General features: G+C 70.4%; 23 protein-coding genes. 16 read left to right on the plus strand and 7 right to left on the minus strand.

Annotated features, from left to right (window positions below; all coding sequences use genetic code 11):
- Positions 1–37: 37 nt before the first annotated feature.
- On the minus strand, positions 38–1,048 hold the full coding sequence (locus FB382_RS00680; protein ID WP_182535907.1) for a sulfite exporter TauE/SafE family protein: 1,011 nt from the start codon (positions 1,046–1,048) through the stop codon (positions 38–40).
- Between the two features lie 16 nt (positions 1,049–1,064).
- Positions 1,065–2,936 carry an adenylyl-sulfate kinase gene (cysC, locus tag FB382_RS00685; protein WP_343055434.1) on the minus strand — a complete coding sequence of 624 codons (1,872 nt, stop codon included), beginning with the start codon at positions 2,934–2,936 and terminating at the stop codon, positions 1,065–1,067.
- A gap of 40 nt (positions 2,937–2,976) precedes the next feature.
- On the opposite strand from cysC, the gene FB382_RS00690 reads away from it, so the two are divergent.
- The 6 genes from FB382_RS00690 to FB382_RS00715 all read left to right on the plus strand — a co-directional run bounded on the left by FB382_RS00690 (position 2,977) and on the right by FB382_RS00715 (position 6,338).
- Positions 2,977–3,954: an asparaginase gene (locus FB382_RS00690; RefSeq protein WP_182535911.1), complete on the plus strand. Its 978-nt coding sequence runs from the start codon at positions 2,977–2,979 to the stop codon at positions 3,952–3,954.
- Entirely contained in the window at positions 3,954–4,193 is a 240-nt protein-coding gene (locus FB382_RS00695) for a hypothetical protein (RefSeq protein ID WP_182535913.1), read from the plus strand. Before FB382_RS00690 ends, FB382_RS00695 begins: the two co-directional genes overlap by 1 nt.
- Before the next feature lie 101 nt (positions 4,194–4,294).
- Positions 4,295–4,684 carry a helix-turn-helix domain-containing protein gene (locus tag FB382_RS00700; protein ID WP_125037475.1) on the plus strand — a complete coding sequence of 130 codons (390 nt, stop codon included), beginning with the start codon at positions 4,295–4,297 and terminating at the stop codon, positions 4,682–4,684.
- A 42-nt stretch (positions 4,685–4,726) separates the two neighbouring features.
- The gene (locus FB382_RS00705; RefSeq protein ID WP_182535915.1) at positions 4,727–5,377 is read left to right on the plus strand and encodes a hypothetical protein; all 651 of its coding nucleotides are present in this window, start codon (positions 4,727–4,729) and stop codon (positions 5,375–5,377) included.
- Between the two features lie 217 nt (positions 5,378–5,594).
- Positions 5,595–5,888: a DUF2516 family protein gene (locus FB382_RS00710; RefSeq protein ID WP_182535917.1), complete on the plus strand. Its 294-nt coding sequence runs from the start codon at positions 5,595–5,597 to the stop codon at positions 5,886–5,888.
- 90 nt (positions 5,889–5,978) lie between these two features.
- On the plus strand, positions 5,979–6,338 hold the full coding sequence (locus FB382_RS00715; RefSeq protein WP_182535919.1) for a phosphomannose isomerase type II C-terminal cupin domain: 360 nt from the start codon (positions 5,979–5,981) through the stop codon (positions 6,336–6,338).
- On the opposite strand, the gene FB382_RS00720 is transcribed toward FB382_RS00715, so the two are convergent.
- Together FB382_RS00720 and rfbB are read right to left on the minus strand one after the other, a co-directional pair.
- Positions 6,311–7,705 carry a sugar nucleotide-binding protein gene (locus FB382_RS00720; RefSeq protein ID WP_182535922.1) on the minus strand — a complete coding sequence of 465 codons (1,395 nt, stop codon included), beginning with the start codon at positions 7,703–7,705 and terminating at the stop codon, positions 6,311–6,313. The two genes, FB382_RS00715 and FB382_RS00720, sit on opposite strands and share 28 nt — an antisense overlap.
- Positions 7,705–8,703 carry a dTDP-glucose 4,6-dehydratase gene (gene rfbB / locus FB382_RS00725; RefSeq protein ID WP_182535924.1) on the minus strand — a complete coding sequence of 333 codons (999 nt, stop codon included), beginning with the start codon at positions 8,701–8,703 and terminating at the stop codon, positions 7,705–7,707. Before rfbB ends, FB382_RS00720 begins: the two co-directional genes overlap by 1 nt.
- Positions 8,704–8,826: 123 nt before the next feature.
- Here rfbB and rfbA point away from each other — a divergent pair, with 123 nt between their 5' ends.
- The 4 genes from rfbA to FB382_RS00745 all read left to right on the plus strand — a co-directional run bounded on the left by rfbA (position 8,827) and on the right by FB382_RS00745 (position 12,738).
- Entirely contained in the window at positions 8,827–9,696 is an 870-nt protein-coding gene (gene rfbA, locus FB382_RS00730) for a glucose-1-phosphate thymidylyltransferase RfbA (RefSeq protein WP_182535926.1), read from the plus strand.
- Between the two features lie 180 nt (positions 9,697–9,876).
- Positions 9,877–10,293: a hypothetical protein gene (locus FB382_RS00735; protein ID WP_182535928.1), complete on the plus strand. Its 417-nt coding sequence runs from the start codon at positions 9,877–9,879 to the stop codon at positions 10,291–10,293.
- A 29-nt stretch (positions 10,294–10,322) separates the two neighbouring features.
- Complete coding sequence (locus FB382_RS00740; protein WP_182535930.1) at positions 10,323–12,071, plus strand: DUF4012 domain-containing protein; 1,749 nt, start codon at positions 10,323–10,325, stop codon at positions 12,069–12,071.
- A 34-nt stretch (positions 12,072–12,105) separates the two neighbouring features.
- Positions 12,106–12,738: a hypothetical protein gene (locus FB382_RS00745; protein WP_182535932.1), complete on the plus strand. Its 633-nt coding sequence runs from the start codon at positions 12,106–12,108 to the stop codon at positions 12,736–12,738.
- 13 nt (positions 12,739–12,751) lie between these two features.
- Here FB382_RS00745 and FB382_RS00750 read toward each other — a convergent pair whose 3' ends face one another.
- The 3 genes from FB382_RS00750 to FB382_RS00760 all read right to left on the minus strand — a co-directional run bounded on the left by FB382_RS00750 (position 12,752) and on the right by FB382_RS00760 (position 16,125).
- On the minus strand, positions 12,752–14,173 hold the full coding sequence (locus FB382_RS00750) for a polysaccharide biosynthesis tyrosine autokinase (protein WP_182535934.1): 1,422 nt from the start codon (positions 14,171–14,173) through the stop codon (positions 12,752–12,754).
- A gap of 98 nt (positions 14,174–14,271) precedes the next feature.
- On the minus strand, positions 14,272–15,729 hold the full coding sequence (locus FB382_RS00755) for a sugar transferase (protein WP_182535935.1): 1,458 nt from the start codon (positions 15,727–15,729) through the stop codon (positions 14,272–14,274).
- 234 nt (positions 15,730–15,963) lie between these two features.
- Positions 15,964–16,125, minus strand: coding sequence for a hypothetical protein (locus FB382_RS00760; protein ID WP_182535937.1), 162 nt, complete (start codon positions 16,123–16,125; stop codon positions 15,964–15,966).
- Between the two features lie 332 nt (positions 16,126–16,457).
- Between FB382_RS00760 and galE the strand changes: the two genes are divergently transcribed.
- The 6 genes from galE to FB382_RS00790 all read left to right on the plus strand — a co-directional run bounded on the left by galE (position 16,458) and on the right by FB382_RS00790 (position 22,031).
- The gene (galE, locus tag FB382_RS00765; RefSeq protein WP_182535939.1) at positions 16,458–17,462 is read left to right on the plus strand and encodes a UDP-glucose 4-epimerase GalE; all 1,005 of its coding nucleotides are present in this window, start codon (positions 16,458–16,460) and stop codon (positions 17,460–17,462) included.
- On the plus strand, positions 17,459–18,292 hold the full coding sequence (locus FB382_RS00770) for an N-acetylmuramoyl-L-alanine amidase family protein (protein WP_343055435.1): 834 nt from the start codon (positions 17,459–17,461) through the stop codon (positions 18,290–18,292). Before galE ends, FB382_RS00770 begins: the two co-directional genes overlap by 4 nt.
- A 78-nt stretch (positions 18,293–18,370) precedes the next feature.
- Positions 18,371–18,514: a hypothetical protein gene (locus tag FB382_RS00775; protein ID WP_182535941.1), complete on the plus strand. Its 144-nt coding sequence runs from the start codon at positions 18,371–18,373 to the stop codon at positions 18,512–18,514.
- A 47-nt stretch (positions 18,515–18,561) separates the two neighbouring features.
- Positions 18,562–19,470: an alpha/beta hydrolase gene (locus tag FB382_RS00780; RefSeq protein ID WP_182535944.1), complete on the plus strand. Its 909-nt coding sequence runs from the start codon at positions 18,562–18,564 to the stop codon at positions 19,468–19,470.
- Positions 19,471–19,533: 63 nt separating this feature from the next.
- Entirely contained in the window at positions 19,534–20,826 is a 1,293-nt protein-coding gene (locus FB382_RS00785; protein WP_182535946.1) for an HNH endonuclease signature motif containing protein, read from the plus strand.
- Between the two features lie 617 nt (positions 20,827–21,443).
- Positions 21,444–22,031 (plus strand): hypothetical protein, encoded by a 588-nt coding sequence (locus FB382_RS00790; protein ID WP_182535948.1) that lies wholly within the window; start codon positions 21,444–21,446, stop codon positions 22,029–22,031.
- Positions 22,032–22,051: the final 20 nt, after the last annotated feature.

A 22,051-nucleotide genomic window follows, 5' to 3' on the forward strand; every position in this document is an offset into this window, starting at 1 on the left:
CGGTGGTTGAGGAGGGCGCTCCGCGCCCGTCTCGAAACTACTGCTGCTCGACCCGCCTGGCGCGACGGCGGTAGGGGTCGCCCTCGAGCTCGGCGACAGTGGGGGCCCCCATGAACGGGAGGCCCTGCTCCTTGCGCAGCACGCCCCAGATCAGCGGGACCACCACGACCATCACCAGGCCGATGGCAGCGATCAGGATCGGGTGGGTGTCGTCCTCGCCGGACCCCAGCGGCGGCCAGCCGGCCTTGTCGAGCAGCGCGACACCGGACATGGTCAACACGACCACGATGCCGCGGCGGATGAAGGACTGCGGCACCTTCGGGGCGATCCTGCTGCCGAGGATGGTGCCGGGCGTGGAGCCGATCACGAGCGGGATCAGGATGCTCCAGTCGAGGCCGTTGATAACGATGTTGGAGATCGCGGCGGCCAGGACGAGCGGGACGGCCTGGACCAGGTCCGTGCCGACCAGCTTCACCGCGGACAGGCCGGGGTAGAGCATGAGCAGCGCGATCATGATGACCGAGCCGGAGCCGACGCTGGTGATGCCCACCAGCAGGCCGCCGATCGCGCCGACGGCGAGGGTGGCCAGCGGGCGGATGTGCGGGTCGGGATCGGCGTTGGGGGCACCGCCGCGGACGCGGCGGAGGTTGATGTAGAGGCGCAGGGCGTAGGTCGCGGCCGCGAAGAGCAGCGCGAAGCCGATGCACTCCTTCAGCAGGGTGTCGAGCGAGTCCGGCTCCGAGCCGGCCACCGCGTGGATCAGCCACGGGCCGAGCAGCGCCATCGGCACCGAGCCGAGGATCAGCCACTTGGCCAGGGGGAAGTTGGGGGAGCCCTCTCGGGCGTGGGTGATCGCGCCGCCGGACTTGTAGATCGCGGCCGCGGTGAGGTCAGCCGTGACCACGGTCGACGCGTCGCCGACCCCCAGGAAGATCAGTGCGGGCGTCATCAGGGCACCACCGCCCATGCCGGTCAGGCCGACCACGATGCCGACGAAGAAGCCGGCCGCCATGATCGAGAAAAAGGTGGTGGTGATGAGATCGCCCATGCCGACTGACCTTACTTTAGGGGAGTAGTGCAGATAGAACGCCGCGCAACGTGTGCTCGATCTCGGTGGCGGTGACCTCGGCGGCCTCGGGGCCGCGTCGGTAGGGGTCGGCCACGTCGAGCTTCGGGTCGGCCGTCCCCCGGCGGTCCCCGATCGCGGTGAGCAGCTCGCGGCCGTGGAGTCCCCCGTCGACGCCACGGACGGCCTCGGCGAACTGGCCGAGGGTGAAGACCTTCCGGAACGCGCCCGGCTGGTCGTCGAGGATGAAGGTGCGGTGGGCCGCCTCCGCCGTGAGCACGAGGTCGGCGGCCGCGACCATGTCGGCGGTCAGGGCGCGACTGCGGAACGACTCCACGCCGTCGACGCCGCGGGGCATCAGCGTGGTCGACATGACCTCGTCCATCGGGTGGTCGGTGAAGCCGTGGGTGCCGGCGCTGGCGAACGTGATGTTCGCGTCCGGGCCGGCCAGGTGGCGGGCCGTCAGCTCCATGAACGGCGAGCGGCAGATGTTGGCGGTGCAGACGAAGAGGACGTTGAGGGGGTCATCGGGGCTTCGAGACGGTTGCTGCGCAACCTCCTCAGCCACCGATTCGTTGGTTGAGGAAGGCGCGCTGGCGCCTGTCTCGAAACCCACCGAGGTGGGTGCAGACGTGCGGAGGTCGAGGTAGCCGGCCTCGGCCAGGGCGTCGACGACGTCCTCGAGGGCCTCGTCGATGGTGCGGCCGGTCGTGTCGACGCGGACGTCGGCGTCCTCGGGCTCCTCGTACGGCGAGGAGATGCCGGTGAACTCGGGGATCTCGCCCCGGCGGGCCTTGGCGTAGAGGCCCTTGCGGTCACGCCGCTCGCACTCCTCGAGGGGGGTGGCCACGTGGACCAGGAAGAATGCGCCCCCGGCCTCGTCGACCATCGCGCGGACCTGCTGGCGGGTCTCGTCGAAGGGTGCGATCGGGCTGACCACCGCCACGCCGCCGTGGCGGGAGATCTCGGCGGCCACCCAGCCGATCCGGCGGATGTTGGTCTCGCGGTCGGCCTTGGAGAAGGTCAGGCCGGCCGAGAGGTGACGGCGTACGACGTCGCCGTCGAGGGTCGTGACCGTGCGGGTGCCCTGCTCGAGGAGGCGGTCCATCAGGGCGCGGGCCAGGGTCGACTTGCCGCTGCCGGACAGGCCGGTGAAGAAGAGGACCAGGCCCTGCTTGTCCGGGGCGGGCTGGTCGACGTCGATGATCGACTGGATCGACGGGTGGTAGGTGGGGTGGTTTCGAGACGGTTGCTGCGCAACCTCCTCAACCACCGAGAGTGCGCCCTCCTCAACCACCGAATGGGGCAACCCAAGGACGGGGTCGCCGTTCGCGTAGTTGCTGACGACCTGGACGCCGAGGTCGTGGTCGACCGACGGATCGCCGTGGGAGGCGAGGGGGACGGCCACGACGGCGGCGTCGGGGAGCAGGTCGGCGGCAGCGAGGGTGGCGCGGATGAGGGCGACGGGGGACAGGGCGGGGGTGCCGGCGCCCACGAGGGCCATCAGGACCAGCGGACCGGCCGAACGCAGGGCGTCGAGCTGGGCATCGTCCAGCGCGTCGGTGACGGGCACGAACGTGCGACCGGCGTACTGCTCGCGCGCCGCCGCGGGCGAGAGGTAGAGCCGGCGGAACGGGCCGTACTGCGCGTGGGTGAGCGGGGTGATCGTCCCGTCGGCCGCGACGTTGGCCAGCGGCAGGCCCTCGGGGTCGACCAGCTCGACCTCGCCCGGCTCGGGCAGGGTCAGGGTGACCGGGCTGCCCGGCTCGTTGAAGGACCGGATCGGAGCCAAGGCGCCGGTGACCAGGAGCTCGAGGTCGTCCAGCTCCCGGGGCGTGGGGCAGTGCTGCGGCGCGGGGGTTGTCGACACGGGGGTCATCCTGCCATTGCGCGCTGACTACGCTGCGGGCATGTCTTCTCCCGTGGTCGTGGCCGAGATCGTGCGCTCCGGATTCGTGGAGGGGCACCACTACGGATCCGTGGTGGCGCTCGCCCCGGACGGGTCGGTCGACTGGTCGGTGGGGCAGGTGGACGCCCCGATCCTGCCGCGCTCGAGCAACAAGCCGATCCAGGCGCTCGCGATGGTGCGCCTCGGCCTCGACCTGGATCCGGAGCTGCTGGCGCTCGCCTGCGCGTCCCACTCGGGCGAGCAGTTCCACGTCGACGGCGTCCGCAAGATCCTCGCCGGGGCCGGTCTGGACGAGTCTGACCTGCAGACGCCCCCGGACTACCCGCTCGACGACGACGCCAAGGAGATCGTGATCCGGGCCAACGGCACCCGGTCGCCGATCCTGATGAACTGCTCGGGCAAGCACGCCGCGATGCTCGCCACCTGCGTCATCAACGGCTGGCCCACCAAGAACTACCGCGACGTCGACCACCCTCTGCAGGCGGCGATCGCCGAGACCTTCGCCGAGATGACCGGCGAGCCCGTGCAGACGACTGCCATCGACGGGTGTGGTGCTCCGCTGCTCTCGGCCTCGCTGGTCGGCCTCGCTCGGGCGTTCCGGCGCTTGGCCCTCGGGGCGGACGGTCTCGACAAGCTCGACCACCGATCGACCCGGGTGGCCGACGCGATCCGGCAGCACCCGGCGTACGTCTCCGGGACGCACCGTGACGAGCGAGCCCTGCTCGCCGCCATCCCCGGCGCGATCGGCAAGGCCGGCGCCGAGTCGGTCTATGCCGTGGCGCTGCCCGACGGCCGTGCCTTCGCCCTCAAGACCGACGACGGCGCCCCGCGGGTGCGGCCGGTGCTGATGGCCGAGGCGTTGCGCCGCAGCGGCGTGCTGGAGACCGAGGGCGTCGACGCCGACGCCGTGCGGGACACGGGTCGGCTGCCGCTGCTCGGTGGCGGAGTGCCCGTCGGCGAGATCCGGGCCTCCTACTAGTGATCGCCGGCCTGGTGCTCGCCGCCCTCGTGGCGAGCGCTGCGGCCGCGCTCCCGCTCAAGCGGACCGGAGCGGTCCTGCTGGCCGGTGTCTCGGTGCTGTGGTTCCTGGTGAACGCCCCCATGGAGGGCGAGGTGCTGTTGTTCCTGACCCCGGCGCACGGTCTCTCGGCAGCCGATCTTGCGGGAATCGCCGGACTGGGGATCGCACTCGTTGCCTGGTTGCTAGCAGATGACTGACGAGCGAACAGCCAACAAAATAAGGCGATTTCGTTGCCTGAGTGACCTGTCTCTCCCTGCCCCTGCTTGCATTTGCTAACTCTAGTTAGCACTATGGAGGCATGGCCAAGGGCAAGGTAGGCAAGACCGTCGAGTCACTCGGCGACTATCTGAAGGAACAGCGGATCGCAGCGCGGCTGTCCCTCCGCCAGCTCGCCGAGCAGGCAGGCGTGTCCAACCCCTACCTCAGTCAGATCGAACGCGGTCTGAGGAGGCCCTCGGCCGAGGTGCTGCAGCAGATCGCCCGGGCGCTGCGGATCTCCGCGGAGCAGCTCTACATCCGCGCCGGGATCATCAGCCCCGAGGACGGCGTCGGGGGGTCGGTCGAGCTGGCCGTCCTCAACGACACCGGCCTCACCGAGCGACAGAAGCAGTCACTGCTGGACGTCTACGCGTCGTTCCTGGCCCTCAACGCCGGACGCCCCGAGGACTCCGCCCAGCCCGAGAGCTGAATCCACCCGCACGACCCACCGCACCAGAGCAAGGAGCCCGACATGGCCAAGACCAAGTTCGACATCAAGTCCCTCGAGATCCCCGCGGTTGCCGCGCGCCCGCTGTACGTCGGCGTCGGCGTCACCGACCTCGCCGTCGAGGTCGTCCGTGAGTACGTCACCGACGTGCAGAAGAAGTTCACGGGCGTCCAGAAGGACGTCACGACCCGCGTCGCCGACGTGCAGAAGACGGTCACCGACTTCAAGCCGGAGACCTTCCGCACCCAGGCCGTCACCGTGGTCAACGCCCGCGTCGAGGCCATCTCGGCCGACGCCAAGGCCCGCCGCGCCGCGATCGAGGCCCGCGTGGCCGAGCTCCAGGCCGACGCCAAGGAGCTCCCCGCCAAGGTCACCGACGTCTACACCGACCTCGCCAAGCGCGGCGAGACCCTGGTGACGCGCATCCGCACCCAGGAGTCGACGAAGGCGACCAAGACCGCCGCCAAGACGACGACCGCCAAGGCGAAGACCACCAAGACGCAGGCCGCCAAGACCACCAAGACGGCCGCGAAGAAGACCACGACCGCTGCGAAGAAGACGGCCAAGACCTCGTCCGCGCCGAGCAGCGCCAAGGCCACCACCACGGCCGCCAAGAAGACCGCCACCGCCGCGGCCGAGGCGACCACCGACGCCGCCGCGAAGGTTGGCGACTGAAGAGATGACGAAGGACAGCTGACGCTGTTCTGAGCTGCGTGAGGCCCCTGGGAGGTATGAGCTCTCGGGGGCCTTCGCATGTCTCTTGGCTTACGGGGTTTCGAGACGCTCGCTGGCGCTCGCTCCTCAACCACCGAGACGCTGGGCTCGCACCTCAACCAGCGGGAGGCTGGCGCTCGCTCCTCAACCACCGATGGCGGCACGTAGGCTGTGGGGCGTGTTCACCGTGTTCGCCGTCGAGGGCTACTTCTCGCTCATCGTGGAAGTCATCCTGCTCGGCGTGAAGATCTTCGCGATCGTGGCCTGTCTGACCTACCCAGCTGAGGCCTACACGGCCGCCGGCAAGCTCACCAAGCCCGCCTGGGCGATCATCCTGGGTCTGGGTCTCGTGGTGCAGATCGTGATGGTGGGTGCCGGGCCCATCAACATCATCAACCTCGCCTTCACCATCGCGGCGTTCGTGTTCCTCGCCGATGTGCGCCCCGCCCTTGCCGGGTTGCGCCGGCGTTAAATCTGCGTTCACCCCGGTGGGCGACGGTGTCCGGCGGATAGCCTTGAAACGTGCCGAAGCTGTCGGCACCTGCGTGGGGGTAAGGAAACAATGTCGCTGCATTCGGAAGACCGGCCGTGGGGGTCGTGGCACGTCCTCGACGAGGGCCAGGGCTACAAGGTCAAGCGGATCGAGGTCAACCCGCACTCGCGCCTGAGCTACCAGACCCACGAGCACCGCTCGGAGCACTGGGTGGTCGTGACCGGCAAGGCGACCTGCATCATCGAGGGTGAGACCACCATCGCCGGCCCCGGCGACTGCGTCGAGGTCGCGCTGGGCGAGGCCCACCGCATCGTGAACGCCGAGGACGAGCCGCTGGTGATCGTCGAGATCCAGCGCGGCGAATACACCGGCGAGGACGACATCTGCCGCCTCGAGGACGACTACGGCCGCGGGGACTCCGCGCAGTAGCGCTTGAGGGCGTCGAGGGCGTCCTCCGGGTCGAACCCGGTCGACCTGAGCTTGGCCAGGTCGAGCGCGCCGTGGCGCGGGCGGGGCGCGAGGTCCTTGCCGGCGGCGTACTCCTCCGTGGTCACGTCCGTGACGTCGGCGGGGTCGCGTCCCGAGAGCTCGAACACCGCCCTGGCGAGGTCGGCCCATGAGGTGACCGGCCCGCCGTTGGAGACGTTGTAGGTGCCGTACGGCGCGCCCGCGTCGACGAGGTGCCGGGTCGCGCGCGCCAGCTCGGTCGCGAACGTCAGCCGGCCGGTCTGGTCGGCCACGACCGACGGGGAGATGCCGCGGCCGGCGAGGTCCTGCATGGTCCGGACGAAGTTCGTGCCGTCGCCGACGACCCACGACGTGCGCAGGAGGAAGTGGCGCGGGGCGGTGGCGACGGCGGCGTCGCCGGCAGCCTTGGACTGGCCGTAGACACCCAGGGGGCTGAGCGGCTCGTCCTCGGTGTGCTCGGTGGCCGTCCCGTCGAAGACGTAGTCGGTGGAGTAGTGCACGAGGGTGAACCTGTGCTCCCGGGCCAGCCGCGCGAGGGCTGCCGGCCCGCTGGCGTTGGCCGCCCACGCCCCCGTCCGCCCCTGGGCGGTCTCGGCGGCGTCGACGGCCGTCCATGCGGCCGCGTTGAGGACGAGTGCGTAGTCGTGCCAGGGCCACGCCTCCAGGGCGGCCGGGTCGGCGACGTCGAGCTGCTCCCGGGTCAGGGCCTCCGCCTCCGGGAACTCCGCGGCGAGGGCACGACCCAGCTGGCCCCCGGCGCCGAGGATGACGGTGCGGAGCGGCTGCATCGGCGTCACCGCGCCCAGCGACGGGTTGTGGCGGTCCTTATAGGAGACGTCGGCCTCGGTCAGCGGGATCGGCCACGGGATGGCCACGGCCGCGTCAGCCAGGTCGAGCGCGGGGTAGGCCGTGCCCGGCCGCCAGTGGTCGTTGACGAGGTAGCTGTAGATGGTGCCGTCCTCGAGCGCCTGGTAGGAGTTGCCGACCCCCCGTGGGACGAACACCGCGACGGAGGGGTCGATCTCGATCGTGAACGTGGCCCCGAACGAGTCGCCCTCGCGCATGTCCACCCAGGCTCCGAAGACGCGGCCGCTGGCGACGCTGACGAACTTGTCCCACGGCTCGGTGTGGATGCCCCGCGTGGCGCCGCGGCGCGCGTTGAACGCCACGTTGTTCTGCACGGGGCCGAAGTCGGGCAGCCCGAGCGCGACCATCTTCTCGCGTTGCCAGTTCTCCTTGAACCAGCCGCGGTCGTCGGCGTGCACCGGCATCCGCACGACCAGGAGCCCGGGGACCGGGGTGGTCTCGACCGTGAGGTCGTCGGCCATCACTGGCCCTTGGCGGCGTAGGCGGCCTCGGTCGACGCCTTGGCGCGGCGCCACCAGCCGTCGTGGGCGAGGTACCACTCGATCGTCGCGGCCAGGCCGGCGTCGAAGTCGTCGTACGTCGGGCGCCAGCCGAGCTCGGCGCGGAGCTTGCCCGACTCGATGGCGTAGCGCCGGTCATGGCCAGCCCGGTCGTTGACGAAGTCGATGTCGTCCTCGTCGCGGCCGAAGTGGCGCAGGATCGCCCGCACGACCTCGAGGTTGCTCCTCTCGCCGTCGGCGCCGATCAGGTAGGTCTCGCCAATGCGGCCGCGCTCGAGGATCGCGAGGACGGCCGAGGAGTGGTCCTCGGTGTGGATCCAGTCGCGCACGTTGAGGCCGTCGCCGTAGACCTTGGGCCGGCCGCCGTCGGCGACGTTGGTGATCTGGCGGGGGATGAACTTCTCGACGTGCTGCCAGGGGCCGTAGTTGTTGGAGCAGTTGGAGATCGTGGCCCGCACACCGAAGCTGCGCACCCACGCGCGGACCAGGTGGTCCGAGCCCGCCTTGGAGGCGGAGTAGGGGCTGCTGGGGTTGTAGGGCGTGTCCTCGGTGAACCGCTTGGGGTCGTCGAGGTCGAGGTCACCGTAGACCTCGTCGGTGGACACGTGGTGGAAGCGGACTCCGGCCCTGCGCACCGCCTCCAGCAGCGTGAACGTGCCGAGCAGGTTGGTGCGGATGAAAGGCGAGGGGTCGTCCAGGGAGTTGTCGTTGTGCGACTCCGCGGCGTAGTGGACGACCGCGTCGTGCTCGGCGACGAGCGGCTCGACCACCGTCTCGTCGGCGATGTCACCGACGACCAGTCGGACCCGGTCCGCCGGGAGGCCAGCCAGCGCCTCGGCGTTGGCGGCGTACGTCATCTTGTCCAGCACCGTGATCGTGGCGTCGGTGTGCTCCACGAGGTGGTGGACGAAGTTGGAGCCGATGAAGCCGGCGCCGCCGGTGACGAGAACGCGATCCACGGGGGAAGTGTAGGTGGGCGCTGAGGTTTCGAGACGGTTGCCAGCGCAACCTCCTCAACCAACGGGAGGCGTTGCTGGCGCGACCTCCTCAACCAACGGGAGGCCAACCCGTAGGTTGTGGCCATGCGCGGCATCATCCTCGCCGGTGGCACCGGCTCGCGGCTGCACCCGATCACGCTGGCCGTGAGCAAGCAGCTGGTCCCGGTCTACGACAAGCCGATGATCTACTACCCGCTCTCGACGCTCATGCTGGCCGGGATCCGCGACATCCTCGTGATCACGACGCCGCACGAGTCCGAGCAGTTCCAGCGGCTGCTGGGTGACGGGTCGCAGTTCGGCGTGCGACTCTCCTACGCCGTCCAGCCGGCACCGGAGGGGCTGGCGCAGGCGTTCGTGATCGGCGAGGAGCACATCGGGGACGAGTGCGCTGCCCTGATCCTGGGCGACAACATCTTCTACGGCAGCGGGCTGGGCAGCCAGCTGCGCCGGTTTGCCGACATCGACGGGGCTGCGGTCTTCGGCTACCGGGTCGCCGACCCCACGGCGTACGGCGTGGTGGAGTTCGACGACGACGGCATCGCGCTGACCATCGAGGAGAAGCCGGAGCACCCGCGCAGCAGCTATGCGGTGCCGGGGCTCTACTTCTACGACAACGACGTGGTGCGGCGGGCACGCACCCTGAAGCCCTCCGCCCGCGGCGAGCTCGAGATCACGGATCTCAACCGGACCTACATGGAGGAGGGTCGGCTGCGCGTGGACGTGCTGCCGCGTGGCTCGGCCTGGCTGGACACCGGGACCTTCGAGGACATGAACGACGCCGCCAACTTCGTGCGGACCATCGAGAGCCGGCAGGGCACCAAGATCGGCGCGCCGGAAGAAGTCGCGTGGCGGCTCGGCTACATCGGCGACGAGGACCTCGTCCGCATCGCGGCGGGCTTGCCCAAGAGCGGCTACGGGGCGTACCTGCTCGACCTGCTGGGCGACCGCCCCTGACGCCCCGTGTGTCACAGGCGTTAACAGACCGGCCAGCAATCGACTGGCCGATGAAATTACCCCATATGGGTCTCGACGGGTGGGCCTATTGGTGTGCGCATGCCGGGGTCAGCCGTTACAGTCGGGTCTCGACGTCAGGTACACGAGCGGCCCTCTGGGGTCGGCCATGGGGAGAAAATCATGAAGAAGACGACTGCGGGGCTATTTGCGGCCGCCCTGATCGGCACTGGCCTCGGCGCGGTGCAGAGCGCCGCCGACGCCGCGCCCTACCCGTCCAGTGTGCGAACCGATTGCAGCGCGCACGCGACCGGCAAGCCGCGCGCGGGCAAGGCCGTGATGATTGAGACCGGCGTCCAGAAGGTCAACGACAATGTCTCCGGCAGCCCCCGGGGCCCCATCACGGTCACGGTCGAGAAGCTCAACGGCGCCGACAGCGGCTCCGGCAGCGGCTTCAAGCCCGGTGACACGCTGATCAGCCTCGGCAAGCTGAAGCCCGGCAACTACACCGGCTCGATGGACTTCGCGCCGGCCAACGGCAACTCCAAGTTCGAGCCCTGCAGCGCGACGGTCACCTTCCGCGTCCGTCCCGCGCGCTGAAGCTGGACATCCACCCGGCTCGCCGTCGCGTGAGGGGCTGGCGAGCCGCCGCGGGCTTTGCCGTGCTCGTCGCCGTCGTGTTCGGCGCCTGGTGCGGAGTCCGCCTCTGGCAGGTGCGCAGTGCCCTGCTCGACACCCAGGCTGCTGCCGCCCGGCTCCAGAGCGCCGTCCAGGACGGCGACGAGCCGGCCCAGCACGCCGTCCTCGACGACCTGACATCCAGCGCAGACAGGGCCACGACCATCACGGACGGCCCGACGTGGGCATTCCTCGAGCACCTGCCGTTCCTCGGCGACGACGCCCGCGGGGTCGGAGTCGTCTCGAGCGTCGCGAGTCGACTGGCCCGGGACGGTGTCGAGCCGCTCATCGCCAGCGCCGGCCACCTCGACACGTTGGTGCCGAAGGGCGGCCACATCCCCGTCGAGCCGCTCGTGCGGCTCCAGGAGCCGACCGCCGCCGCCCGTGACGCTTTCGTCCTTGCCGATCAGGACCTGGCCGGCCAGGACTCCTCCGGCTTCACGGCCGCCGTCGCCGGTCCCTACCGCCAGCTCGTCAGTCAGGTCGACAGCGCGGCGAGCGCGCTCGACTCGGTGAGCCGGGCCCTGGACGTCCTCCCCGGGATGCTCGGCCAGGACGGGCCGCGGCACTACCTGCTGGTCGTCCAGAACAACGCCGAGATCCGGGCCACCGGCGGCCTCCCCGGCTCGGTGACCCTCCTCGAGGCGCAGGACGGGAAGGTGCGCCTGACGCGACAGGTGGCCGGAAGCGCGTTCGGGCAGACCGCCACGCCCGTGCTGCCGCTGACGCCGGCCGAGCAGGCCATCTACGGCCCGCAGCTCGGCACCTACTTCCTCGACGCCAACTTCACCCCCGACTTCCCGCGCACCGCGGCCCTCATGAAGGCCCGCTGGGAGCAGGCGTTCCCCGGGGCGGTCGACGGTGTCCTGTCGCTCGACCCGGTGGCGTTGTCCTACCTGCTGGAGGCCACGGGTCCCGTGGCGGTGGGCGGGGTGAGCCTCAACGCCGACAACGCCGTCGACCAGCTGCTGCACCAGGTCTACCTCCGCTTCTCCGACCCGGCCGACCAGGACCTGTTCTTCCGCCAGGTGGCGCGCGCGGTGTTCTCCCGGGTGGCCGCCGGCGACCTCGATCCCCAGACGCTCGTGAGTGCGCTGGTGCGCGGCGCCGACGAGCACCGGATCTACGTCCACAGCTTCACGAACCAGGAGCAGCAGCGACTCGTGGGCTCCGAGGTGGCGGGAGACGTGGACTCAACGTCCACGACGATTCCCAGGATGGGCATCTACCTCAACGACGGCACCGGCGCGAAGATGTCCTACTTCCTGCGCTATCGCGCCCGGGTCGAGTCGACCTATTGCCAATCCGGCGTCCAGGGCCTGTCCGGGCACCTCGTGCTGCGGTCGGCCGCACCGCTCGACGCGGCGAGCCTCCCGGACTATGTGACTGGCGGGGGCGCGTTCGGGACGCCTCGCGGGTCGCAGCTCGTCGACGTGGCGCTCTATGCGCCGGTCGGCGGGGACTTCGGGTCCATCCAGCTCAACGGTGAGCCCGTGGCCTCCCCATCTGTGATCCTCCTCGGCGACCGCCCCGTCGCGCACCTCGCGGTCGAGCTCGCTCCCGAGGAGTCCGTCGACGTCGAGTGGCGAGCCCGCACCGGGGCGGGCCAGTCGGGCGACGTCGCCGTGGACGTCACCCCCAGCGTGGAGGCGCGGCAGAGCTCATTCACCGCGGCCTCCGCGTGCGGGCCGGCGGCCTGACCATGTCCTCCCGCACCGAAAGGCGACCGGCTCCATGATTCTCCCGCGCAGCAACCGCACGATCCTCGCCCAGCTCGCCGTAGCGGCCATCGCTGCCGCCTCCCTGACGTCGTGCTCCTCGTCGGACGACCAGAGCCCCGGCGCCGACTCCCTCTGCGCGTCGTTCACCTGGGACAAGGACAAGGACCTCGACGCCAACGAGGCCGCCATGCGCTCGATCGTCGCCAAGGTCGAGGGCAAGAACGCCTCGTTGGGCGCTGCCGTGTCCGGGGCGCGCGAGTCGTGCCCGGACGTCGTCCAGCCCTACGTCGACGCTGTCGAGGGAGTCGGTGGGGGCGACGCCTCGTCGGCCGTGTCGGGTCACGACCTCGAGGACCCCCAGCTGACGGAACAGTTGGCCGCCCGTGGCGTCGACACCGGCGCGGTCCTACGCCTGGGCGGCGCGATGAACCTGCTGGGGATCGGTTCGTCGACGAAGGACCCGATCTCGGTCGGCGCAGCGCAGCGCCTGGCGGTCGAGGAGGTCAAGGTCTGCGACGCCGTGGCCGCCGGTGAGCAGACCTGGGACGAGGTCGCCCAGGGCTACGAGGACTCAGGCGTGGCCAAGCCCCAGGCGACCACGCTGGCGACGTACTTGCGCCTGCACTTCTGCGCGAACGTCTCGTGAGCGCGAGTCCGGCTCAGCTCGGGCTGCGACGGGGGAGCAGTCGGCGCTTCGGCTCCCTGGTCGTCGGGCCGTAGCCGTAGCCATAGCCGTAGCCGTAGCCGTAGCCGTAGCCGTAGGAGCCGGCGCGACGGGCCGGCGTCATGTTGAAGACGACGCCGACGACGGTGGCGTCGGTGCGGGTCAGGCGGTCGATGCTCTGCTCGACCTGGTCCTTGGTCGTGCGGCCATGGCGGACCACGAGGATGGCGCCGTCGGACATGTGCGAGAGCAGCGCCGCGTCGGTGACCGGCAGCAGCGGCGGCCCGTCGATGATGACGATGTCGTAGGCCTCGCGCAGGCGGGCGAGCAGGTCGCCCATCGCACGCGACTGGAGCAGCTCCGCCGGGTTGGGTGGGATCGCGCCGCTGCTGAGGACGTGCAGATCGGTCTCGGTGTGCTTCTGGATGGCGTCGTCGAGGCTCACCTTGCCGAGCAGCACGGTCGTCACGCCGACGGCGTTGTCGAGCCCGAGCGTGTCGGCCGCGCGGGGCCGCCGGAGGTCGCCCTCGAGGAGGAGCGTGCGCTGGCCGGCCTGGGCCAGCGTGATGGCGAGGTTGACCGCGGTCGTGGTCTTGCCCTCGGCCGGGAGCGCGGAGGTCACCACGAACACCTTGTTGGTGCCGTCGATGTCGAGGAACTGGATGTTGGTGCGGAGCACGCGGAACGCCTCGACCCGGGGCGCGTGCGACGCCAGGGACGTGACGAGGGGCTGCTGGCGGGCGGCGGTGTCGAAGGCGATGCCACCGAGCAGCGGTGCTCCCGCGATGTCGGTCAGCTCCTCCGCCGACTTCATGGTCGTGTCGAGGACCTCGCGAAGGACCGCCAGGCCGATGCCGAGCAGCAGTCCCAGCACGAGTCCCAGGGTCAGGTTGCGCACCGGCTGGGGGGACACGGGCGAGTCCGGGGTCGAGGCCGCGTCGACGATCGTGGCCTTGATCGGCGCGCTGGTCTTGCCCGACGGGGTCTCGAGCTGGCGGACCAGGTCGGTCATCGCCTCGGCGTACCCCTGCGCGAGCGTGCGCGCGAGCGCCGGGTCGGGATCGGTCACGGTGATGTCGAGCAGCACCTTGTCCGGCACGCTCTCGGCCGAGACCTCCTTGACGAGCTCCTTGGGGGTCATGGCGACCCCGAGGTCGTCGATCACGGTCTCGGCCAGCCGCCGGCTGCTCGCGAGCTCGGCGTAGGACGCCACCTGCTGCACCGAGAAGAGGCCGCCCTGGTAGGCCTCGGACGTCCCGGTGGCCGACGACGTCGAGATGAAGAGACGGGCCTTGGACGCGTAGAGCGGGGTGGTCGAGAACGTGACCGCGGCGGCGGCGCTGACGACCAGGAGGGCCACCACGGTGATCAGGCGCCAACGCCGGCGCAGGATGCGCAGGTAGTCGCGTAGCTCCACTGGTTTGGCTCCTGTTCGCCGCTGACGGTCCTGCGAGAGTCTAGGTGGTCTGGTGTGGCCCGCTGTCATCCGTTCGGCGCTGAACGGAGGGGCCTCGATCAGTAGGCGCCGCGGGAGCTGAACACCGCTCCGAGGGTCTTGCCGAGGATGTTGAGGTCCTGCAGCATCGACCAGTTGTCGACGTAGTAGAGGTCGAGGCGGACGGCCTCGGACCAGGACAGGTCGGAGCGGCCCGACACCTGCCAGAGCCCCGTCATGCCGGGGCGCACGCGCAGGCGACGGTGGGTGTCGTCGTCGTAGCTCGCGACCTCGCGCGGCAACGGCGGCCGCGGTCCGACGAGGCTCATGTCGCCACGCAGCACGTTGACCAGCTGCGGCAGCTCGTCGATGGAGAAGCGGCGCAGCCACCGGCCCGGAGCCGTGATCCGGGGGTCGTCCTTCATCTTGAACAGGCCCTCGTCGTAGCCCTGCTCGGCGTGAAGCCTGGCGAGGAGAACCTCGGCGTCGGTGACCATCGTGCGGAACTTCAGGCAGCTGAACTCTCGCCCCTCCCGGCCGATCCGGGTCTGGCGGAAGAGGACCGGGCCGCCGTCGTGGAGCCGGATGCGGAGGGCGGCCACGAGGAACAGGGGAGCGAACGCCAGGATCAGCCCGAGGGAGCCGACGACGTCGAAGACCCGCTTGCCGATCCGCGAGGCGTCGATGGCCGTGGGCGGGTCGATGTGCATGAGCGGCAGGCCGCCGACCGGACGCACCCGGATGCGCTCGCTGGAGATGTCGGTGACGCTGGGGGCCACGACCACCTGGACGGAGTGGTGCTCGACCTCCCAGACGAACTTGCGCATCTGGCTCGCGGAGCCGACGCCGCCGCCGGCGAAGAAGATGACGTCGATGCCGGCCACCTTCACGACGTCGGTCGCCTCGTCGGTGTGCCCCAGGACGGGGATGCCGGACTTGGTCTCCTCGCTCAGGTCGTAGGCCGGAGTCAGGGCGCCCACGACGTGGTAGCCGAGCCACGGCTCGCGGCGCAGCACGCTGGCGATCTCGTCGATGTGGGACCGGGAGCCGGCGATCAGGACGCGCTGCTGCAGCGCTCCGTGCCGCCGGGCCCGGTGCAGGGCACGGCGGAGGGCGAGCCGACCGAGGACGAGGGCCGGGATCCCCAGCCCGAAGGCCAGCACGAAGAAGCCGCGGGAGAGGGAGAACTTGGCGAGGTAGCAGCCGACCCCGGTGAGGCTGGCCAACAGAAGGCTGGCGTTGACGAGACGCTTGTACTCGTCGGTGCCGGCGCCGAACACGTTGGGCTTGTAGCCGCCGCCCACGGCGATGCAGGCGAGCCAGCCCGTCATCATCAACGGGCCGACCAGCTTGAGGCTGCCGGTGATGTCGGTTTGCGTGTCGAAGACGGCCAGGTGGGCCCGGCCGAGGACGGCGATGACGCCGACCGCGAGCATCACGGCCAGGTCGAGGAGCAGCGCGGACACCGGCAGGTAGCGCAGGGCGCGGCTGGGCGTGCGCGTGACGACCCGCTCACGGCGTACCGAGAGGAGGGTCATGTGGTGCTGTCCAATTCAAGTCCCCCATGAAGTGGTCATGCGTAGCTGCTCGTCCGCGGCCCCCGCCGCGAAATCGCCACTCTGGTCCATTTTGATTTCGGGCGCAGCCGTTTGGACCACTGGTCGTGTTAACGATCGGTGACGACGGGGAGTCACGTGTCACGCCCACCCAATCAGGACTGTGGTGGGAGTCAAGGCCGGAGTGGACCGGCGTCCAGTGTCTGGACGGGGGCGTCAGGCCACGACGGAGGTCGCGGCCGCGTGGCTGGGCAGCTGCGCCTCGTAGCGCTCCCAGGCACCGAACGCCTCGGGGTGGGTGCCGGCGCGTTCGCACCAGTCCTCGAACCGGGTCGAGAGGTGGCACGACTCGTCGCGCAGGGGATCGGTCGGGGCCATGTCGCCCTGCCTTTCGTGGGAGCCAGCGGTCAGCCGTCCGGCGCTTCGCCCGAGAGAGGCGCCCATGCCGTCCGTAGGTGTTCCATCGGCGACCCTCCCGCGACGCTGAGGGAAAAGCAAAATCTTGAGATTCGGGGCTGTGGGCGAACTGTCACCGGCGCGTGGGCGGTTTGGTGACCGGCTGTGGAATCGCGCGCCGCATCCTCGAAACATGATCTGGATCCCGATGGCACTCGCCGCCTGGTGCGTGGTGCCGTTCCCGCTGGCGGTGCTGGTGGGGCGCGCGCTGCGTGGTTCGGAGACGATGGTGCCGCCCCGTTAGGGTGGCGGCCATGAAGGTTCTGGTCACCGGCGGCGCCGGCTACATCGGGTCGATCACGGCCAAGGCCCTCGAGGGGGCCGGCCACACGCCCGTCATCCTCGACTCCCTGCTGGTGGGCCCGCGGGTCTTCGTCAAGGACCGGATCTTCTACGAGGGCGACATCGCCGACCGGGAGCTGCTGCGCCGGGTCGTGGCCGAGCACCCCGACATCGAGGCGACCATCCACATGGCCGCGCGGATCGTCGTACCGGAGTCGGTGGCGCTGCCCTATGAGTACTACCGCGACAACGTCGCGAAGTCGCTGGAGCTCTTCGACGAGCTCGTCGCGCTGGGCAAGCCGCGGGTGCTGTTCTCCTCCTCGGCCTCGCTCTATGCGACCAAGGACTCCTTCGAGGTGACCGAGGACGACGCCCTCGAGCCGACCTCTCCCTACGCGCGCACCAAGCGGATGATGGAGCAGGTCCTCCAGGACATGTCGGCCGCGACCGACCTGCGCGCGATCATCCTGCGCTACTTCAACCCGATCGGCTCCGACCCGGACCTCGAGTCCGGCATCTACGCCAAGGAGCCCTCCCACGTCATCGGCCAGCTCGTGATGGCCGCCCGCGGCCTCAAGGACACCTTCACGATCACCGGCGTCGAGCACCCGACCCGCGACGGCACGGGCATCCGCGACTACATCCACGTGTGGGACCTCGCGCAGGCGCACGTGCGGGCGGTCGAGAAGTTCGACGAGGTGCTGGCGGCCGTCGGTGCGCCGAACACCGTGATCAACATCGGCACGGGTGCCGGGGTGACGGTGCGCGAGCTCGTCGCGTCGTTCGAGAAGGTCTTCGGCAAGGCCGTGCCGCTGTCGGAGGCGCCGCCGCGTCCCGGCGACGCCGTCGGCGCCTTCGCCAACGTCGACCGCTCCCGTGAGCTGCTCGACTGGCGGACCTCCCTGAGTCTCGACGACGCGATCGCCTCGGCCCTCGCCTGGGGCGAGAAGCGCCAGGAGATCCTGGGGTACGAGTGACGGCCCGTCGCGTCGCGTCGGTCCTCTCGCTGGTCCTGCTGGTCGGCGCCGTCGCCGGCGGGATCGCGTGGCGGCGTACGGAGGTGGACGACCAGGTCAGCCTGGTGGCCGCCGGTCCGTATGCGCCGGGTGCCGTTGGTGCCCCGCGTGCCGTGGCGGCCGGTCCGCTGGCGGGACGCACGGTCGTGCTCGACCCCGGGCACCAGCTCGGCAACCACAACTACCCGCGGCGCATCAATCACCTGGTGCCGGCCGGGGGATTCAAGAAGCCGTGCAACACGACGGGTACGTCGACCAACGGCGGCTACCCGGAGGCGACGTTCGCCTGGCGGGTGGCGCGGCTGGTCAAGGCGCGGCTCGTCGGGCTCGGCGCCCGGGTCGTGATGACCCGGCACAGCAACCGGCAGGACCGCTGGGGGCCGTGCGTCGACGTACGGGGGCGCTCGGGCAACTCTGTCGATGCGGACCTGAAGGTGAGCATCCACGGCGACGGGTCGTTCCGGTCGGGGGCACACGGCTTCCACGTCATCGCGCCGACCGACCGCAAGCCGTGGACGCACGACATCTACCGGTCCTCGCGGCGGCTGGCGCTGGTGCTGCGGTCGTCGCTGCATCGTGAGGGCGTGCCGGTCGCGAACTACATCGCGGACGGGGACGGGCTCGACTTCCGCTCGGACCTCGGCACGCTCAACCTGTCGAACATCCCGACCGTGATGGTCGAGCTCGGCAACATGCGCAACCCGCGCGACGCGCACCGCATGACGACGGCGTCCGGTCGGGCGACGTACGCGAGGGCGCTGGCGCGCGCGGTGCGCACCTACCTGGGCTGAAATCGTCCCCTACCCAATATTGGGGATCCGAGGTTTACCAAGGTTTGGGGACGCCGCTGGCGCGGCAAGACTCCCCGTATGTGGTGGACAGTCGCGGTGATCCTGGTGGCCTGGTGCGTGATCCCGCTGCCGCTTGCCGTCGCGATCGGGCGGGCCTTCGCGGCCGGTGAGATGGTCGACGAGCCGGTCGTCGCGCAGCCCCGCATCCGGGCGACTGCCTGACGGACGCTGCCTCGCTGTCCTTCGGACGTGTGGCTAGGTTGGCCGGCATGCCTGTGGACCCCGAGATCAAGGCCGTGCTCGACTTCATCGCCAGCCGCGGCTACCCGCCGATGCACGAGGGCACGCCGGAGGACGCGCGCAAGGCGTATCGCGCGATGACCGTCGACACGGTGTCGTCGCCCCACCCTGTGGGGTCGGTGTCGTCGCTGTCGGTGGCCGGTCTGCCGGCGCGTGTGTATCGGCCGGAGGGGGCGGGTGAGCTGCCGACGCTGGTCTACCTGCACGGCGGCGGGTTCGTGATCGGCGACCTGGACACCCACGACCAGCTCTGTCGGCGGCTGTGTGCCGGCGCTGACGTCGTGGTGCTGTCGGTCGACTACCGGCTGGCGCCGGAGCACCCGTTCCCCGCGGCCGTCGACGACGCGCTGGCGGCGGTCGACTGGGCTGCCGCGCACCTGGGGGAGCTGGGTGGGTCGTCCGTGCTGGCGGTCGGGGGCGACAGCGCCGGGGGGAACTTGGCGGCCGTGGTCGCCCAAGCGCGGCGCGACGTGGTGTCGTCGCAGGTGCTGATCTATCCGGCGGTGGATGCGTTCGGGGAGTACTCGAGCCGCGTCGAGAACGCCGAGGGGTACTTCCTGGAGGCGGCCACGATGGAGTGGTTCTTCGGCCACTACGCGGGCACGGCCGAGGTGGCGGCGGACGACGTACGCCACTCGCCGCTGCTCGGCGACCTGTCCGGGGTCGCGCCGGCCGTCGTGGTGACGGCGGAGTTCGACCCGCTGCGAGACGAGGGCGAGGCGTACGCCGACGCCCTGTCGGAGTCGGGGGTGCCGGTGTCGCGGACGCGGTACGACGGGATGATCCACGGGTTCGTCGACATGGTGGCCTACAGCCCGGCCGCGGCGGCTGCGGTGGACGACCTGGTCGCGCGGACCCGGGCGCTGCTGCACGGCTGACCTGCAGGAGCGTAGAGCAGAGTAGGCATTGCGTTCGAACAGGTGTTCGAGTAGCATGTCTGCATGAGTGTCGCCGCCCTTCGGCCCACGCCGATCTCGCCCCTCCTTGCGGAGGCGCGATCGCTGGTGGCGCAGGGCATGGCGATGCCGACCACGCACGTGGCCGACGACGAGATCGGGCCGGCCATCACGGAGCTTTCAGTGATCGAGGCCCAGCTGGAGTCCTGGCGGCTGGCGCTGCTGGCCGAGGCAGACCAGCGGGACCTCGCGGCCCGTGAGGCTGCCACGGGCACGGACGCCTGGGCCGCGCAGCTGACCGGCGACACCCGGGAGATGCTGGCCGGCGGGCTGCGGCTGGCGGAGCTGCTGCGCGACAAGTACGCCGCCACCCGCGAGGCCTTCGCCGCTGGCAAGCTCCTGAAGGCGCAGGTCAAGGTGATCGTGGCCGCCGCCGAGCAGGCGCCGCCCGAGGCCACGCTGGAGCAGCTCGCGGAGGCCGAGGCGTGGCTCGTCGCCCAGGGCACGGGCAGCGGCACCCGCAGCGGCCGGCCGATGAACCCCAAGCGCCTCCGGCAGGCCGCCAGACGGATGTTCAGGCAGGTCGATCACGACCTGGCGGCCCGGCACGAGGCGATCCTGCTCGGCCGCGAGCAGCGCCACGCGGTCCGCGAGACCCGGCTCGAGCTGCACGACAACGGCGACGGCACCTACAGCGGCAAGTTCGTCGTCCCCGAGCTGCACGGTCGCCTGCTGCGGGCGGCGCTCGAGCGGCTGACGGCTCCACGCCGGCTCTCGCGCGACGCAGCGGGCCGCCCGGTCGTCGACGAGAGCGCGCCCGGGACCGACTCGGGATGGAACCTCTACGAGGCCAACGGGTTGGCCTTCCTCGAGCTGCTCGAGCACCTCCCGACGGTGGGCCACGCGGCCAACGGGGTGACCCTCATCGTCAAGATGGGGCTCGACGAGCTTCGCTCGGGGCTGGGGGTGGCCCACCTCGACACCGGCGTCACGATCACGGCCGGCGAGGCGCGGCGGCTGGCCTGCAACGCAGGCATCATCCCAGCCGTCCTCGGTGGCGACTCCGTGCCGCTGGACCTGGGGCGTGAAAGCCGGTTGCACTCCTACCACCAGCGGGTTGGGCTTTCCCTGATCCACGACAGCTGTGCGATCACCGGCTGCGAACGCCCCTTCGCCTGGACCGAGATCCACCATCCCGACCCCTGGTCGGAAGGCGGTCCGACCGATCTGGCCAACGGGCTGCCGCTCTGCTTCTCACATCACCAGCGAGCCCATGATGACCAATTCGACCTGCGACATCACGGCTCGGGCGACTGGCGCTTCCATCGCCGCAGATAGGCCGGGGTGCACCCACCCCCGCCGGGTCCTGGGAGGAGGGGGCGGGGGTGGGGCCTAGGTCCTGGCAAACCAGCATGAAGCCTGCGTGCCGCTGCTGGATGGGGTTGCCAGTGGGCGCCGTTTCTGTCGGAGCAATGTCCCCATGGCCCGAACACGCCGTGGAAGAGAAGTTAGGGACGCCAGACCGGCCCTGAAAAGGTGACTGGCGAGTAGGTGGTCTGCGTCACAGCAGCGGTCCGGACCACTCGGTCCGGATGATGGGACTCGTCCGCGACGCGGCCCCGGGCGCGCCCCCACGCGAACCAGTCGGTGAGGACGGGTGCCGGGGTCGGGTCGGAGAAGTCCCCGGCCCAGTAGCCGTTGTGCGGGTGACTCGGCCGTCCGGTGAAGGTCCCGGACTCGGACTCGATGGGGAGTGTCGACATCGCCTGCTCCTTCCTGGACGACGGTGGTGATCGGCGGGATGCGATCGCGTTGAGCGTGCCCGGGAGTCCTGAAGGACCGCTGAAGGGAGCCTCCCGACCCGCTCAGGTGGCCGCTTCAGCGTCGCTTAAGCGGTCGGACCGAGCGTGTGGGCACGGACATCCGGTCCGTTCCCGAGAAAGAAGGTCCTTCCCATGAACGCATTGACACCGTCACCCCGTCGCTCCCTCCGCTGCCTCCCGCGGTTGCGCGGCCTGGCTGCCGTCGTGGCCCTCGCCACGCTCGGTCTCGCGCCGGCCGGGACGGCCCACGCCGTCGAGACCTATCGGTCGGGGTACGACGTGGGCCGGCACGGCGATCCCGCCGTCACCTGCAGCAGCGCGCCCTACCGCCAGGTCTCCGCGACGCCGCAGATGGGCACCAGCACCGGCTGGGAGCGGGGGCAGAGCGTCGCCTACCGCATCTACGTCCTGGATGCGCGGACCGGCGCGGTCGTGCGGCAGCTCAACAACGGGAACTGGCTGTCGACGAAGATCGCGACCTCGTACCTGTCGTACTACGACATCAACGGCAACCCGGTCTACGCGATCTCCCCGACCGCGTCGCTCCCGACGTACACCTGGAGCGTCCCGGTCGGTGACTACAAGGTCCGGATCGACTATGCGTGGTACACCACGAGCGGCTGGAGCTACGCCACCAACGTCGCGTCGTCCTACCTCAACGGCATGTCGGTCGGCTACAGCTGGATCACCGCCTGGGGCTCGCCCTGCGTCATCCGCTGATCGACCGCCCGTCGGGCTCC

The organism is Nocardioides ginsengisegetis (assembly GCF_014138045.1).
GTDB classification, from domain to species: Bacteria; Actinomycetota; Actinomycetes; order Propionibacteriales; family Nocardioidaceae; genus Nocardioides; species Nocardioides ginsengisegetis.

What these genes read in the sequence shown, in the direction of transcription:
- FB382_RS00680 (WP_182535907.1), bottom strand. Translation starts at nt 1,048, where the DNA reads ATGGGCGATCTCATCACCACCACCTTTTTCTCGATCATGGCGGCCGGC.
- FB382_RS00690 (WP_182535911.1), top strand. Translation starts at nt 2,977, where the DNA reads ATGTCTTCTCCCGTGGTCGTGGCCGAGATCGTGCGCTCCGGATTCGTG.
- FB382_RS00700 (WP_125037475.1), top strand. Translation starts at nt 4,295, where the DNA reads ATGGCCAAGGGCAAGGTAGGCAAGACCGTCGAGTCACTCGGCGACTAT.
- FB382_RS00705 (WP_182535915.1), top strand. Translation starts at nt 4,727, where the DNA reads ATGGCCAAGACCAAGTTCGACATCAAGTCCCTCGAGATCCCCGCGGTT.
- FB382_RS00715 (WP_182535919.1), top strand. Translation starts at nt 5,979, where the DNA reads ATGTCGCTGCATTCGGAAGACCGGCCGTGGGGGTCGTGGCACGTCCTC.
- FB382_RS00720 (WP_182535922.1), bottom strand. Translation starts at nt 7,705, where the DNA reads ATGGCCGACGACCTCACGGTCGAGACCACCCCGGTCCCCGGGCTCCTG.
- rfbA (WP_182535926.1), top strand. Translation starts at nt 8,827, where the DNA reads ATGCGCGGCATCATCCTCGCCGGTGGCACCGGCTCGCGGCTGCACCCG.
- FB382_RS00735 (WP_182535928.1), top strand. Translation starts at nt 9,877, where the DNA reads ATGAAGAAGACGACTGCGGGGCTATTTGCGGCCGCCCTGATCGGCACT.
- FB382_RS00745 (WP_182535932.1), top strand. Translation starts at nt 12,106, where the DNA reads ATGATTCTCCCGCGCAGCAACCGCACGATCCTCGCCCAGCTCGCCGTA.
- FB382_RS00755 (WP_182535935.1), bottom strand. Translation starts at nt 15,729, where the DNA reads ATGACCCTCCTCTCGGTACGCCGTGAGCGGGTCGTCACGCGCACGCCC.
- FB382_RS00760 (WP_182535937.1), bottom strand. Translation starts at nt 16,125, where the DNA reads ATGGCCCCGACCGATCCCCTGCGCGACGAGTCGTGCCACCTCTCGACC.
- galE (WP_182535939.1), top strand. Translation starts at nt 16,458, where the DNA reads ATGAAGGTTCTGGTCACCGGCGGCGCCGGCTACATCGGGTCGATCACG.
- FB382_RS00775 (WP_182535941.1), top strand. Translation starts at nt 18,371, where the DNA reads ATGTGGTGGACAGTCGCGGTGATCCTGGTGGCCTGGTGCGTGATCCCG.
- FB382_RS00780 (WP_182535944.1), top strand. Translation starts at nt 18,562, where the DNA reads ATGCCTGTGGACCCCGAGATCAAGGCCGTGCTCGACTTCATCGCCAGC.
- FB382_RS00785 (WP_182535946.1), top strand. Translation starts at nt 19,534, where the DNA reads ATGAGTGTCGCCGCCCTTCGGCCCACGCCGATCTCGCCCCTCCTTGCG.
- FB382_RS00790 (WP_182535948.1), top strand. Translation starts at nt 21,444, where the DNA reads ATGAACGCATTGACACCGTCACCCCGTCGCTCCCTCCGCTGCCTCCCG.